At 62.0% G+C, this 14,447-nt stretch carries 12 protein-coding genes and 1 pseudogene; 11 read left to right on the forward strand and 2 right to left on the reverse strand.

Translation table 11 applies throughout. The features are described 5' to 3' along the window. Positions 1 to 66 precede the first annotated feature (66 nt). The 5 genes from P2T68_RS33390 (at position 67) to rarD (ending at position 5,782) form a co-directional block, all read left to right on the forward strand. Positions 67 to 804: a ComF family protein gene (locus tag P2T68_RS33390; protein ID WP_277378828.1), complete on the forward strand. Its 738-nt coding sequence runs from the start codon at positions 67 to 69 to the stop codon at positions 802 to 804. A gap of 57 nt (positions 805 to 861) precedes the next feature. After that, positions 862 to 1,626 (forward strand): TOBE domain-containing protein, encoded by a 765-nt coding sequence (locus P2T68_RS33395; protein WP_277378829.1) that lies wholly within the window; start codon positions 862 to 864, stop codon positions 1,624 to 1,626. 90 nt (positions 1,627 to 1,716) lie between these two features. Then, positions 1,717 to 3,615 carry a PhoX family phosphatase gene (locus P2T68_RS33400; RefSeq protein ID WP_277378830.1) on the forward strand — a complete coding sequence of 633 codons (1,899 nt, stop codon included), beginning with the start codon at positions 1,717 to 1,719 and terminating at the stop codon, positions 3,613 to 3,615. 179 nt (positions 3,616 to 3,794) lie between these two features. Continuing rightward, positions 3,795 to 4,769, forward strand: coding sequence for a serine/threonine protein kinase (locus tag P2T68_RS33405; protein ID WP_024077759.1), 975 nt, complete (start codon positions 3,795 to 3,797; stop codon positions 4,767 to 4,769). Between the two features lie 128 nt (positions 4,770 to 4,897). Further along, entirely contained in the window at positions 4,898 to 5,782 is an 885-nt protein-coding gene (gene rarD, locus P2T68_RS33410; RefSeq protein WP_102623888.1) for an EamA family transporter RarD, read from the forward strand. Between the two features lie 223 nt (positions 5,783 to 6,005). Here rarD and P2T68_RS33415 read toward each other — a convergent pair whose 3' ends face one another. After that, positions 6,006 to 6,518 carry an ACT domain-containing protein gene (locus P2T68_RS33415; protein WP_024077761.1) on the reverse strand — a complete coding sequence of 171 codons (513 nt, stop codon included), beginning with the start codon at positions 6,516 to 6,518 and terminating at the stop codon, positions 6,006 to 6,008. 11 nt (positions 6,519 to 6,529) lie between these two features. Here P2T68_RS33415 and P2T68_RS33420 point away from each other — a divergent pair. After that, positions 6,530 to 6,643: pseudogene (locus tag P2T68_RS33420) on the forward strand (outer membrane lipoprotein carrier protein LolA); the annotation flags it as partial. A 361-nt stretch (positions 6,644 to 7,004) separates the two neighbouring features. After that, entirely contained in the window at positions 7,005 to 9,182 is a 2,178-nt protein-coding gene (locus P2T68_RS33425) for a malate synthase G (protein ID WP_277378831.1), read from the forward strand. Positions 9,183 to 9,348: 166 nt separating this feature from the next. Here the strand turns inward: P2T68_RS33425 and P2T68_RS33430 are convergent, their stop codons facing one another. Next, complete coding sequence (locus tag P2T68_RS33430) at positions 9,349 to 9,795, reverse strand: response regulator (protein WP_024077763.1); 447 nt, start codon at positions 9,793 to 9,795, stop codon at positions 9,349 to 9,351. Between the two features lie 245 nt (positions 9,796 to 10,040). Between P2T68_RS33430 and P2T68_RS33435 the strand changes: the two genes are divergently transcribed. The 4 genes from P2T68_RS33435 (at position 10,041) to P2T68_RS33450 (ending at position 14,249) form a co-directional block, all read left to right on the forward strand. Next, positions 10,041 to 11,963 (forward strand): putative nucleotidyltransferase substrate binding domain-containing protein, encoded by a 1,923-nt coding sequence (locus tag P2T68_RS33435; protein WP_172831362.1) that lies wholly within the window; start codon positions 10,041 to 10,043, stop codon positions 11,961 to 11,963. Then, on the forward strand, positions 11,960 to 12,667 hold the full coding sequence (locus P2T68_RS33440; RefSeq protein ID WP_069077131.1) for a 3'-5' exonuclease: 708 nt from the start codon (positions 11,960 to 11,962) through the stop codon (positions 12,665 to 12,667). The genes P2T68_RS33435 and P2T68_RS33440 overlap by 4 nt, the downstream gene beginning before the upstream one ends. A gap of 98 nt (positions 12,668 to 12,765) precedes the next feature. Further along, entirely contained in the window at positions 12,766 to 13,284 is a 519-nt protein-coding gene (locus P2T68_RS33445) for an RNA polymerase sigma factor (protein WP_041161036.1), read from the forward strand. Beyond that, positions 13,281 to 14,249: a FecR family protein gene (locus P2T68_RS33450; RefSeq protein ID WP_193689903.1), complete on the forward strand. Its 969-nt coding sequence runs from the start codon at positions 13,281 to 13,283 to the stop codon at positions 14,247 to 14,249. The genes P2T68_RS33445 and P2T68_RS33450 overlap by 4 nt, the downstream gene beginning before the upstream one ends. The last annotated feature ends 198 nt before the right edge of the window (positions 14,250 to 14,447 follow it).

Genomic DNA, 14,447 nt, shown 5'->3' on the forward strand with positions numbered 1-14,447 from the left:
TTTCGCTGTGGGAAGGGCAATACCCACAGGCACGACACGGATGCTCGGCATATTTAAGGAAGAATCATGCACTGTCAACCGAGATACAAACACCAGGTTTACATCTGGTTAAAAAACACACAAACCTGTTTAATCTGCGATGAGGCGACCGAAACCGCCGATTGCGTGTGCAACGTCTGCGAAACCGAGCTGCCGTGGCTGATGGAACAGTGCGAAGTGTGCGCCCTGCCCTTGCCGATGGAGGGTCTGGTCTGCGGCCAATGCCAAAAATACCCGCCGGCCTTTAAACAGGTGGTCGCCCCCTGGTCCTACAGTTTCCCGGTCGACACCCTCATCAGCCGCTTCAAGCACCAGGCTCGCTGGCCGCTCGGGCATCTGCTGGGGCGTTTGCTTGCGCGCTACCTGCAACATCGCTTCGAGCAGGCCGACCTCAGCCGCCCGGACTGCCTGCTGCCCGTGCCCCTGGCCCGCAAGCGCCTGCGCGAACGTGGCTATAACCAGGCACTGATGCTGGCTCGCTGGCTCAGCGCCGAGCTGGACCTCGAATACGATGAGCACCTGTTGTTACGTCCCCATGAAACCGTGGCGCAACAAACCCTCGACGCCAAGGCTCGCAGGCGCAACCTGCTCAGCGCCTTTGCCCTGGCACCCGGCGCCCAGGTGCAGGGCCGCCACCTGGCGCTGGTGGACGATGTGCTCACCACCGGCGCCACCGCCCACAGCCTGGCGCAACTGTTGATGGAGGCCGGCGCGCGGCAGGTCGATGTGTACTGCCTGGCCCGCACGCCCAAACCAGGCGCCTGACTTGACTCCCGGGCGCCAGGGCGGCAACGTCCCTGCATCTCATCGAAGCGTATTCCCATGTCCCTGCCCACTTCCCTCAGCCAACACATCATCCGCCGCCCCCAGCGCATCGCCTTGCTGGGCCACATTGCCGAGCAGGGCTCCATCACCCGCGCCGCCAAAAGCGCCGGCCTGAGTTACAAGGCCGCCTGGGACGCGATCGATGAACTAAACAACCTGGCGCAAAAGCCGCTGGTGGAACGCAGTGTCGGCGGCAAGGGCGGCGGCGGCGCCAAGCTGACAGCCGAAGGTGAGCGTGTACTGCGCCTCTACCAACGCCTGCAAGTGTTGCAGGCCGAGGTCTTGGGGTCGGCCGAAGCCGCCAGCGATTTCAACCTGCTGGGCCGCTTGATGCTGCGCACCAGCGCCCGCAACCAATTGCACGGCCAGGTCATCGGCATCGACAGCCATGGCCGTAATGACCTGATCCACCTGCAACTGGCCGGCGGCCTGAGTTTGCATGCGCAGATCACTCACGACAGCACGCAACGACTGGAGCTGGAGAACGGCGTGGAAGTGGTCGCGCTGATCAAGGCCGGCTGGCTCGAATTGCTCGCCGCCGGGGCGTCAGCAACACCCGGACACAATTATATGAGCGGTACCGTCGACGCGATTCTCGCCGCCGAGGACGGCCCCAGCGAAGTGCGCATCGCCCTGCCCAGTGGCCAGGTTTTATGCGCCCTGGCGCAGCCTGACGCCCTTAAGGCGCTGGGCACTGCCGTAGGCAGAACCGTCCAAGTGCAATTCGCACCGAGCAATGTACTGCTGGGGACGCCGGTCTAGGCGCGCGTCCTGCTGCGCCCACCTTCAAACTGCAACAATTTCGTCACGCCCGCTCCTTATGGTGTCTGCAAAAACCGCAGGGAGCCTGACATGAGCCTATTAGAAGAAAACCAAGCCACCGACCTCGAACAGATGGTTGGCCTGACCCGCCGTCGCTTTATCGGCGCCGGAGCCCTGTGCGGTGCCGCGATGTTCCTCGGCGGCAACCTGCTGACCCGCAGCGCACTCGCCGTCAACGCCGCCTCCGCCAGCCCGTTGTTGGGCTTTGCCAGTATCGCCGCCGCCACCAGCGACGCCATCAGCCTGCCACCCGGCTATACCGCCTCGGTGCTGATCAGCTGGGGCCAGCCGCTGCACAAGAACGCGCCGGCCTTCGACCCGTCCGGCAACGGCACGGCCAAGGCCCAGGAGCAGCAGTTCGGTGACAACAACGACGGCATGAGCCTGTTCGCCTTCCCCGGCGATGACAACCGCGCGCTGTTGGCGATCAACAATGAATACACCAACTACCGCTACCTCTTCGCCCACGGCGGCGCGCCGCAATCGGCCGAAGACGTGCACAAGGCCCAGGCCAGCGAAGGTGTGTCAGTGATCGAAGTGCGGCGCCAGGGCGACACCTGGCAGTTCGTCCAGGACTCGCGTTACAACCGGCGTATCCACGGCAATTCGCCGATCCGCCTGAGCGGCCCCGCCGCTGGCCACGAATGGTTGAAAACCAGCGCCGACAAGTCCGGCAAAAAAGTCCTCGGCACTTTCCAGAACTGCGCCAACGGCAAGACCCCGTGGGGCACTTACCTGACGTGCGAAGAAAACTTCACCGACTGCTTTGGCAGCAGCAACCCCCAGCAAGCATTCGATGCCGGGCAGAAACGCTATGGCGTGGTGGCCGCCAGCAAAGAGATCAACTGGCACTTGCACGACCCGCGCTTCGACATGGCCAAGAACCCCAATGAACTCAACCGCCACGGCTGGGTCGTGGAAATCGATCCGTTCGACCCGCAATCCACCCCGGCCAAACGCACCGCCCTGGGCCGTTTCAAGCACGAGAACGCCGCCTTGGCGCAAACCCGCGACGGCCGCGCCGTGGTGTACATGGGCGACGACGAACGGGGCGAATTTATCTACAAGTTCGTCAGCCGCGACAAGGTCAACCACAAGAACCCCAAGGCCAACAAAGACCTGCTCGACCACGGCACCTTGTACGTGGCCATCTTCGATGCGGGCGACGGCAACGCCGATCACCCCAAGGGCAAAGGGCAATGGGTCGAGCTGACCCATGGCAAAAACGGCATCGACGCCAGCACCGGTTTTGCCAGCCAGGCCGAAGTACTGATCCACGCACGCCTGGCCGCCAGCGTGGTGAAAGCCACGCGCATGGACCGCCCGGAATGGATCGTGGTCAGCCCCACTGACGGCCAGGTTTATTGCACCCTGACCAACAACGCCAAGCGGGGCGAAGACGGCCAGCCAGTGGGCGGCCCTAACCCGCGCGAGAAAAACGTCTACGGCCAGATCCTGCGTTGGAAGGCCAACGCCGATGACCACGGTGCCCCGGACTTTACCTGGGACCTGTTTGTGGTCGCCGGCAACCCAGGCGTACACGCCGGCACACCCAAAGGCGGCTCGTCCAATATCAACCCGCAAAACATGTTCAACAGTCCCGATGGCCTGGGTTTCGACAAGGCCGGGCGCCTGTGGATTCTCACCGACGGCGACTACAGCAACGGCGGCGACTTCGCCGGCATGGGCAACAACCAGATGCTCTGCGCCGACCCTAGCACCGGAGAAATTCGCCGCTTCATGGTGGGGCCGGTGGCCTGTGAAGTGACGGGGATCAGCTTTTCGCCGGATCAGAAGACCCTGTTTGTGGGGATTCAGCATCCAGGTGAAACCGGCGGTTCGACTTGGCCGGAGCACCTGCCCAATGGCAAGCCGCGATCGTCGGTGATGGCGATTCGGCGGGAAGACGGCGGGATTGTCGGCGCCTGACGGGCCGCTATCGGGGGCAAGCCCCCTCCCACATTGGTCCGCGTTCCTACAGGTTAAACGCGGTCAACTGTGGGAGGGGGCTTGCCCCCGATAGCAATCGCACAGTCACCCCCTATCTCAAGCCCGGTGCGTTACCATACCCGGCCGGACGCGGCGACCTGCTGCGCGCAGGAGTTCGTATGGCCCATCCGTTTGAAACACTCACTCCCGACCTGGTTCTCGACGCCGTCGAAAGCATCGGTTTTCTCAGCGACGCCCGCGTATTGGCGCTCAACAGCTACGAAAACCGCGTCTATCAGGTGGGCATCGAAGACTCCGAGCCGCTGATCGCCAAGTTCTATCGTCCGCAGCGCTGGACCAACGAAGCCATCCTCGAAGAACACAGCTTTACCTTCGAGCTCGCCGAGTGCGATGTGCCGGTGGTCGCGCCGATGATCCATAACGGCAAGAGCCTGTTCGAACACGCCGGTTTCCGCTTCACCCTGTTTCCTCGCCGTGGCGGCCGCGCGCCGGAGCCGGGCAACCTCGACCAGTTGTACCGCCTCGGGCAGTTGCTCGGGCGCTTGCACGCCGTCGGCGCCACCCGCCCCTTCGAACACCGCGAAGCCCTCGGGGTGAAGAACTTCGGTCACGACTCCCTCACGACCCTGCTCGAAGGCAATTTCATTCCCAAAAGCCTGCTGCCGGCCTACGAGTCCGTCGCCCGCGACCTGCTCAAGCGTGTGGAAGAGGTGTACAAGGCCACGCCGCACAAGAACATCCGCATGCACGGCGATTGCCACCCCGGCAACATGATGTGTCGCGACGAAATGTTCCACATCGTCGACCTGGATGACTGCCGCATGGGCCCGGCGGTGCAGGACCTGTGGATGATGCTCGCCGGCGACCGCCAGGAATGCCTCGGCCAGTTGTCCGAGTTGATGGACGGCTATCAGGAGTTCCACGACTTCGACCCGCGCGAACTGGCCCTGATCGAACCGTTGCGCGCCTTGCGCCTGATGCACTACAGCGCCTGGCTGGCACGACGCTGGGACGACCCGGCGTTCCCCCACAGCTTCCCGTGGTTTGGCAGCGAGCGGTATTGGGGTGACCAGGTGCTGGCATTGCGTGAGCAGCTCTCAGCCCTCAACGAAGAGCCGCTGAAACTCTTCTGATTGTTTTTAATGTGGCGAGGGGCTTGCCCCCTCCCACACAAAGCAGACCTCATTACCAATCCAGTCCCATTGGTTGACAAATATCCTTACAATCGCGCTTTGTTAGCTGCCTAAGCAAGGATTCTGCAATGCACGCCGCCAACCCCCGCAAGGGGTACATCCTGGGCCTGAGTGCCTACGTCATCTGGGGTCTGTTCCCGCTCTACTTCAAAGCCATCGCCAGTGTTCCCGCCGCCGAAATCATCGTGCACCGCGTGCTGTGGTCGGCGCTGTTTGGCAGCTTGCTGTTGATGGCCTGGAAACATCCCGGCTGGTTCCGCGAACTGCGCGACAACCCCAAGCGCCTGGCGATCCTGGCCCTCAGCGGTTCGTTGATCGCCGGTAACTGGCTGACCTATGTCTGGTCGGTGAACAGCGGGCGCATGCTCGAAGCCAGCCTGGGCTACTACATCAACCCGCTGGTGAATGTGCTGCTGGGCATGCTGCTGCTCGGCGAGCGGCTGCGTCGCCTGCAATGGGTGGCCGTGGGGCTGGCCGCGGTGGGTGTGGCGCAACAGGTATGGCAGGTGGGGAGCTTGCCGTGGGTATCTTTAGTGCTGGCGCTGACCTTTGGTTTCTACGGCCTGATCCGCAAGCAGGCGCCGGTCAAGGCGCTGCCGGGGCTGGTGGTGGAAACCTGGATGCTGGTGCCGATCGCCGTGGCATGGTTGCTGTTCAATCCGTCGGCCCACAGTGCGCAACTGGCATTCTGGAGTACGTCCGAAGCCTGGTGGCTGGTAGCGGCGGGCCCGGTGACGCTGATCCCGCTGGTGTGCTTCAACGCCGCCGCACGGCATTTGCCCTACACCGCCCTGGGCTTTTTGCAGTATGTGGCGCCGACCCTGGTGCTGCTGGAAGCCGTCCTGCTGTTCGGTGAACACCTGGCGCCCAGCACCCTGCTCGCTTTCGCCTTTATCTGGGCCGGCCTGGTGGTCTATAGCGTGGACGCCTGGCTGACCGTGCGCAAACGCTGATCAAATAACGTACAAACCTGTGCAAGCCACGGCGCGCGTGGCTTGCAGGCATTCACCCCAAGGTTATCCACAGCCTGGTCCCCGTCATTTGTGCACAAGCCGTTGAAACTGCTCGTTTTTTGCTCAGATAAGGAAGACGGCCGGCCGGCGTGGCCTGGGGCCGAGTCTCTACAGGTTATCCACAGGCCCATGCAAGATTTCCATGCATAACCTGGTGGGCAGATTATTCCTCGTTGTGCAGTTCCACCATCAGGTCGTCTGCCAAGGTTTCCAGGGATTGCTGCAAGTCATCCAGGGATAACGTCGCCGGCACCTGCAACAGCGCCTCGGCGGTAAACAGTGGGTCGCCACTCATGGGCGCTGGGCGCACATCGGTGCTCAGGCTCCCCAGGTTCACGCCCTGCTTGCTCAACAGCGCCGTGATCTCGCGCACGATGCCCGAACGGTCATTGCCCACCAGCGTCATCAGAATCGATTTGGACGCCACAGCCTGGCCAGTGCTGCCCTCCCCCACCAGCACGCGAATGCCGTGTGTGGATAAATCCTCCAGCGCATCGACCAACGCCTGACGGTTCTCCGCCGGCACGCTGACTCGCAGAATCCCGGCAAACTGGCCAGCCATGTGAGCCATGCGACTCTCGAGCCAGTTGCCACCGTGGACCGCGATGTTCTGCGCGACGCGTTCGACCAGGCCGGGTTTGTCGGCGGCGATAATAGTGAGTACAAGATGGTCCATGGCAAAGCCCTCTGGTGCTGATACCGGTAGGAGCGAGAGTGCTCGCGAAGGTCGTTAACGATAGCGCGGGAATACTGACACCCAACGGCACCCTCAGGTTGTTCGCGAGCGAGCGCGCTCCTACAAGGTGGACGCCGCAGCCCATGAAAACAAATCGTGTACCATTTTTATATTTATATGGAACAATCTCATGGTTTTTTGAGAACATCCCATACCCCACTGTGACCGTACGACCAAAGTGGGTCGCTAAACGACGTATTTAGTCTAATTTTCACAACCGCAAATCATCATGTAGTATGCCCAGTCGCGCACTACATAACGTTAGGTCGATGTCTGCCAAGGCGCCAACGTATCACGATAACCCGCCAGCCCAGCCGCCTCGACGGCATGTACTGGGGGATCGGGTTCGTGGTTTAAATGGCCAGAGGCTTCATTGGTAAATTGAAAAGCTGAAAAGCGCATAAGCTCCGCAGAGTGAGGCAAGCAATGACTGAACACGTTCAAGTCGGTGGCCTGCAGGTCGCCAAAGTCCTGTTCGACTTCGTGAACAACGAAGCCATTCCCGGTACCGGCATCACTGCCGACCAGTTCTGGGCCGGCGCCGACAAGGTCATCCACGACCTGGCACCGAAGAACAAAGCCCTACTCGCCAAACGCGACGATTTCCAAGCGCGGATCGACACCTGGCACCAGACCCACGCGGGCCAGGCTCATGACGCGGTGGCCTACAAGGCCTTCCTGCAAGATATCGGATACCTGCTGCCAGAAGCCGCAGACTTCCAGGCCTCGACCCAAAACGTCGACGACGAAATCGCCCGCATGGCCGGCCCGCAGCTGGTGGTGCCGGTGATGAACGCCCGTTTCGCCCTCAACGCCTCCAATGCACGCTGGGGCTCGCTGTATGACGCGCTGTATGGCACCGATGCCATCAGCGAAGCCGACGGCGCCGAAAAGGGCAAGGGCTACAACAAGGTGCGCGGCGACAAGGTCATCGCCTTCGCCCGCGCCTTCCTCGACGAGGCTGCGCCGCTCAGCGCCGGCAGCCACGTCGACTCCACCGGCTATAAAATCGCTGATGGCAAGCTGATTGTCAGCCTCAAGGGCGGCAGTAACAGCGGCCTGCGCGACGACGCGCAGTTGATCGGCTTCCAGGGCCCCGCGGCCCAGCCGATTGCGATCCTGCTGAAACACAACGGCCTGCACTTCGAAATCCAGATCGACGCCAGCACCCCAGTCGGCCAGACCGACGCTGCCGGCGTCAAAGACGTCCTGATGGAGGCCGCGCTGACCACCATCATGGACTGCGAAGACTCCGTCGCCGCCGTCGATGCCGACGACAAAGTGGTGATCTACCGCAACTGGCTCGGCCTGATGAAGGGTGACTTGGCCGAGGAAGTGGCCAAGGGTGGCAAGACCTTCACCCGCACCATGAACCCCGACCGCGTCTACACCGGCGTGGATGGCCAGGACGTGACGCTGCACGGCCGTTCGCTGCTGTTCGTGCGCAACGTGGGTCACCTGATGACCATCGACGCGATCCTCGACAAAGCGGGCAACGAAGTACCGGAAGGTATCCTCGACGGCCTGCTGACCAGCCTGGCGGCGATCCATAGCCTCAACGGCAACAGCAGCCGCAAGAACAGCCGTACCGGTTCGGTATACATCGTGAAGCCGAAGATGCACGGCCCGGAAGAAGCCGCGTTCACCAACGAGCTGTTCGGTCGCATCGAAGACGTGCTGAACCTGCCGCGCAATACCCTCAAAGTCGGGATCATGGACGAGGAGCGCCGTACCACGGTCAACCTCAAGGCCTGTATCAAGGCCGCCAGCGAGCGCGTGGTGTTTATCAACACCGGCTTCCTCGACCGTACCGGCGACGAAATCCACACCTCCATGGAGGCCGGTGCGATGGTGCGCAAGGCCGCCATGAAAACCGAAAAGTGGATCGGCGCCTATGAAAACTGGAACGTCGATATCGGCTTGAGCACCGGCCTGCAAGGTCGTGCACAGATCGGTAAAGGCATGTGGGCAATGCCCGACCTGATGGCGGCGATGCTCGAACAGAAAATCGCCCACCCGTTGGCCGGCGCCAATACCGCCTGGGTCCCATCGCCTACCGCTGCGGCGCTGCACGCGCTGCACTACCACAAGGTCGACGTGTTCGCGCGCCAGGCCGAACTGGCCAAGCGCGAACGCGCGTCGGTGGACGATATCCTGACCATTCCCCTGGCCAAGAACACCGATTGGTCCGAGGAAGAGATCCGCAACGAACTGGATAACAACGCCCAGGGCATCCTCGGCTACGTCGTCCGCTGGATCGACCAAGGCGTTGGCTGCTCCAAAGTGCCGGACATCAACGACATCGGCCTGATGGAAGACCGCGCCACCCTGCGCATCTCCAGCCAGCACATCGCCAACTGGCTGCGCCACGGCGTTGTGACTCAGGACCAGGTGATGGAAAGCCTCAAGCGCATGGCGCCGGTGGTGGACCGTCAGAATGCCGGGGATGCGTTGTACCGTCCGCTGGCGCCGGATTTCGATAGCAATATCGCGTTCCAGGCGGCGGTGGAATTGGTGATTGAAGGGACCAAGCAACCGAATGGTTACACCGAGCCGGTATTGCACCGCAAGCGTCGGGAGTTCAAGGCCAAAAACGGCCTGTAACCAACGCGCCCCCTATAGGAGCGAGCTTGCTCGCGAAGAACCAACAGGCAACGCGGGCTATCTGATAACACTGCGTTTTCGTTCACGGTTTTCGCGAGCAAGCTCGCTCCTACAGGTAAAAGAAAGCCCTGATCTCGCGATCAGGGCTTTTTTTGTTTCACGGGCTTTACTGCGTCATCCCCAACTCACGCTTGACCATCTTCGCCAACTTCACGCTATCGATCGGTTTGAGCAGGAAGTCCAATACACCATCATGCATAGCATCAATCACGTCCTTGGCGTCCGCGTCCCCCGACATGATGATGATCGGCAATGCCGCGCGAGTGGATCCACGTACCTTGCGGATCAGTTCCAAGCCACTGCTGGGCTCCATGCGCAGGTCAGTGATCAACAAGCCGATGGAGCTGCTGGAGCTCAACAAGTCCCACGCCGCCTCACCGCTGTCAGCGGTCATGCAGCCAATATCATCCAGCCTCAGGATCTCCGCCAACAATTCCCGCGCGTCCTTGTCGTCGTCAACAATCAACACGCGTTGTGGCGGTAAATCAGGCTCCAGCATCACGGCGCTCAGCGCCTCGCGCTCGGCATCGCTCAAAATATCGTGGTCGGACATACGTTTCTCAGCAGTTCTATTCAACTCCCAGCACACTCGTCAGACATCTGCGGAAGGGCGATCAATGTGCACTTCGTCGGAAAGTTTGCCTAGTGGGTGTTCTACGGGGTTTGGACGATAGCCATGTAAGGTTTTTCCCTAGATTTACACCTCGTTGGTCGACCTAGACTTACGTCCAATGGGCACCCGCCGCGCAGGAGTCGACCATGCAGGACGATAACGACAAAAAAATTGCGGTCATGGTTATGAGTAAAGCTGATGCTTTCGCCCAGGCAGGAAAAACAGCGGTATTGCAGAATATCCACGGCACCCTGCAGTTCCTGCAACGCTTCCCGCCGTTCAACCAGATGGAAAACGCCCACCTGGCATTTCTGGTGGAACAGTGCCAATTGCGCTTCTACGCCCCCGGCGAGAGCATCCTCAAACCGTCGGGTGGGCCGGTCGAGCACTTCTATATTGTCAAACAGGGCCGGGTGGTCGGCGAAAGGCCCGACTCGGCCGAAACCACCTTCGAAATCACCACCGGCGAGTGCTTCCCCCTCGCCGCACTGCTTGGCGAACGAGCGACCCGCACCGAGCACAAGGCGGCCGAAGACACCTTCTGCCTGCAACTGAACAAACCGGCTTTTATCAAACTGTTCGCGCTGTCCAGCCCGTTTCGCGACTTTGCCCTGCGCGGCGTCAGCAGCCTGCTGGACCAGGTCAACCAGCAAGTGCAGCAAAAAGCCGTGGAAACCCTCGGCACCCAATATTCCCTGAACACCCGCCTGGGCGAATTGGCCATGCGCCATCCGGTCACGTGCAGCCCCGACACACCGCTACGCGAAGCGGTGACGCTGATGCATGAGCAACAGGTCGGCAGCATCGTGATCGTCGACGAGCACAAGGCGCCCTTGGGGATTTTCACCCTGCGTGACCTGCGCCAGGTGGTGGCCGACGGCACCAGCGATTTCACCCAGGGCATCAAAGGGTCTATGACCCAGGCGCCATTCTTCTTGACCCCGGACCATAGCGCCTTCGACGCCGCCATCGCCATGACCGAGCGGCATATCGCCCATGTGTGCCTGGTGAAAGACCAGCGCCTGTGTGGGGTGGTGTCCGAGCGCGATCTGTTTTCCCTGCAACGTGTCGACCTGGTCCACCTGGCCCGCACCATTCGTAACGCGCCCCGGGTGGAGAACCTGGTGGCGATACGCGGCGAGATCGGCCAGTTGGTGGAACGCATGCTGGCCCATGGGGCATCATCCACCCAGATCACCCACATCATTACCCTGCTTAACGATCACACCGTGTGCCGGGTAATCGAGCTGACCCTCGCCGAAAAAGGCGACCCCGGCGTGCCATTCAGTTGGCTGTGTTTCGGCAGTGAAGGCCGTCGCGAGCAGACGCTGTACACCGACCAGGACAACGGCATTCTGTTCGACGCCAAGGACGCCGCCGAAGCCGCGGAGATTCGTGGCCGCTTGTTGCCGCTGGCGCAGCAGATCAACCAGAGCCTGGCGCTGTGTGGCTTCAGCCTGTGCAAGGGCAATATCATGGCCGGCAACCCGGAGCTGTGCCTATCGCGGGCCGAATGGGCACGCCGGTTTGCCGCGTTTATCCGCGAGGCGACGCCGGAGAACCTGTTGGGCTCGAGCATCTATTTCGACCTGCGGGTGGTGTGGGGCGACGAGCAAGGCTGCGAGCAACTGCGCCAAGGCATTCTCGACCAGGTCGCGGACAACCGGCTGTTCCAGCGCATGCTCGCCGAAAACGCCTTGCGCCAACGCCCGCCGGTGGGACGTTTTCGCGAGTTCGTGCTGACGCGCAAAGGCGGCGAGAAAGCCACACTGGACCTCAAGGTGCAGGGCCTCACGCCGTTTGTCGACGGTGCACGCCTGCTGGCCCTGGCCAACGATGTCCACGCCATCAACACCCTGGAGCGTCTGCGCCAGCTGGTGGCCAAGGGCGTGATCGAACCACTGGATGGTGCCGCCTATGAAGAGGCGTACCACTTTATCCAGCAAACCCGCATGCAGCAGCACCAGTTGCAGACCCGGGAAAACCAGGCGTACTCCAACCGTGTCGACCCCGACAGCCTCAACCATCTGGACCGACGTATCCTGCGCGAATCCCTGCGCCAGGCCCAGCGCCTGCAAAGCAGCCTGACCTTGCGGTATCAACTGTGAGCCTGTTCGGTTGGCTGCGTGCGGCAAAACCCGGACTGGACGCGGCGCAACAGCGGCGCCTGGAACAGTTACCCAAACCTGCGCCGCTGGGCGACGTGTCGCTGCGTCAGCAGCGCTGGGTGGTGGTCGACCTGGAAACCAGCGGCCTGAACCTCAACCGCGACCTGGTGCTGTCGATCGGCGCCGTGGTGATCGAGGACGGCGCGGTGGATTTTTCCCAGCTGTTCGAGCGCACCCTGCAACGCACCGAGACCAAGCTCAGCCCCAGCGTACTGATCCACGGCCTTGGCCCCAGCGCTATCGCCGCCGGTAGCGACCCGGTGGAGGCGCTGCTGGATTTCATGGAGTTCGTCGGTGACAGCCCGCTGCTGGCCTTCCATGCACCGTTCGACCAACACATGCTCGGCCGCGCGCTCAAGGACAGCCTGGGTTACCGCCTGGCCCATCCGTTTCTCGACGTGGCCGACATCGCGCCACTGCTGTGCCCCGAGGCGAACATACGCGAAGCCGGGTTGGACCACTGGCTCGAGCACTTCAACCTGCAAGTCGGTGAACGCCACCACGCCAGTGCCGATGCCCTGGCCACGGCGGAACTGATGCTGATCCTGTTCAGCCGCGCGCGCCAGCAGCAGATCGACACCCCCCAGGCATTGCAAGAGCGTTTGAGCCAATGGAAACGGCGTAAACAAGCGCCATCGTTTTAATAGCAACCGCCCGACAGACACCAATTGCGCCCGCCCCACGCCTCTGACACAATCGCGAATAATTCTCGTTAGTTTAAACTTGTTTATTCGGTGATGCCTTGTCGTCGGTCCAGTCCCCACACAGTGAGCTTGTTGGCGCGTTGTATCGCGACCATCGCAGCTGGCTGCTGGCCTGGCTGCGCCGTAACGTGGCCTGCCCGAGCCGCGCAGAAGACCTGAGCCAGGACACCTTCATGCGCCTGCTGTGCCGTGCCGAGTTGCGTGAACCCCGCGAGCCCCGGGCGTTCCTGGTGGCGATCGCCAAAGGCCTGCTGTTCGACTACTTCCGGCGCGCCGCCCTGGAGCAGGCCTACCTCACCGAACTGATGCTGATCCCGGAAAGCGAACACCCCTCGCCGGAAGCACAGCAGTTGATCCTCGAAGACCTCAAGGCCATCGACCGCCTGCTCGGCAAGCTGTCGAGCAAAGCCCGCGCCGCCTTTCTCTATAACCGCCTCGACGGCCTCGGCCACGCCGAAATCGCCCAGCGCCTCGGTGTGTCGGTACCGCGGGTGCGCCAGTACCTGGCCCAGGGCATTCGCCAGTGTTATATCGCCCTGTATGGCGAGCCGTTGTGAGCGCGATCAGTTCAAAACCGGTTTCGGCCCGTGTGCTGGATGCCGCGATTGCCTGGCAACTGTCCCTCGACTCCGGTGACGGCAGCCCGGTGGAGCAGGAAGAGTTCGCCAAATGGCTGGCCAGTGATGAAGAACATGCGCGCGCCTGGCGCCAACTGGGCATGCTTGACCAGCGTTTCAGCATGGCCTCGGGCCCGGCGCGGGCGGCGTTGCTGCAATCGCGCGAGGGCATTCGCCAGCGCGTCCGCAAGCTTGGCAGCGGCCTCGCGAGTATTGCGCTGGTGTGCGGCCTGGCCTTGTTTGTCGGTGAACGCTACGTGCCGATTCACTATTGGCTGGCCGACCAACGCACCGCCACCGGTGAACAGCGCACGCTGAAACTGGCGGACGGCACGCTGATCAACCTCAATACCCACAGCGCCATTGACGTGCGTTTCGATGAACAGCGCCGGCTGATCGTGCTGCAGGAAGGCGAGATCCTCGTCGAAACCGGCCACCACGATGCGCGTCCGTTTTATGTGCAAACCCGCGACGGCAACCTGCGAGCGCTGGGTACGCGGTTTATCGTCAAGCGCGAAGACCACGCCACACGCCTGAGCGTGCTGCAATCGGCGGTCGCTGCCCAGCCCGAGGCATTGCCTCAGGAACAGATTTTCAAGCAAGGCCAGCAAGTACTGATGCGCAGCGACGGCCTCGGCCCGCTGCTGGCCGTCCCCCCCGCCACCGACGCCTGGACGCGCGGCATGCTGGTGGTCGACAACGCGCGCCTGGAAGATGTGGTGGCGGAACTGAGCCGTTATCGCCGCGGCCACCTGGGTGTGGATAAATCCGTGGCCGACCTGCGCATCACCGGCAGCTTCCCGTTGCATGACACCACCTTGGCGCTCAACGCGTTGTTGCCGACCTTGCCGGTGCAGATCGAGCAACACACGCCGTGGTGGGTGACGGTCACGGGTAAGCCTTAGGTTCTGTGTAGCTGGGCTATCGCTATCGGGGGCAAGCCCCCTCCCACATTTTGATGTGGGAATACCTTCAAATGTGGGAAGGCGCTTGCTCCCGATGAGGCCCGCAAGCACACCGCGAAAAATAGTTTCACCCGGCCCTATCACTTTTCGATTCTCGTTCGGCACCTAGGCAATTGAGAAATATTTCCATTCAGGAGC

The sequence above is a fragment of the Pseudomonas sp. G11 genome, from assembly GCF_029457515.1.
GTDB lineage: Bacteria > Pseudomonadota > Gammaproteobacteria > Pseudomonadales > Pseudomonadaceae > Aquipseudomonas > Aquipseudomonas gorinensis.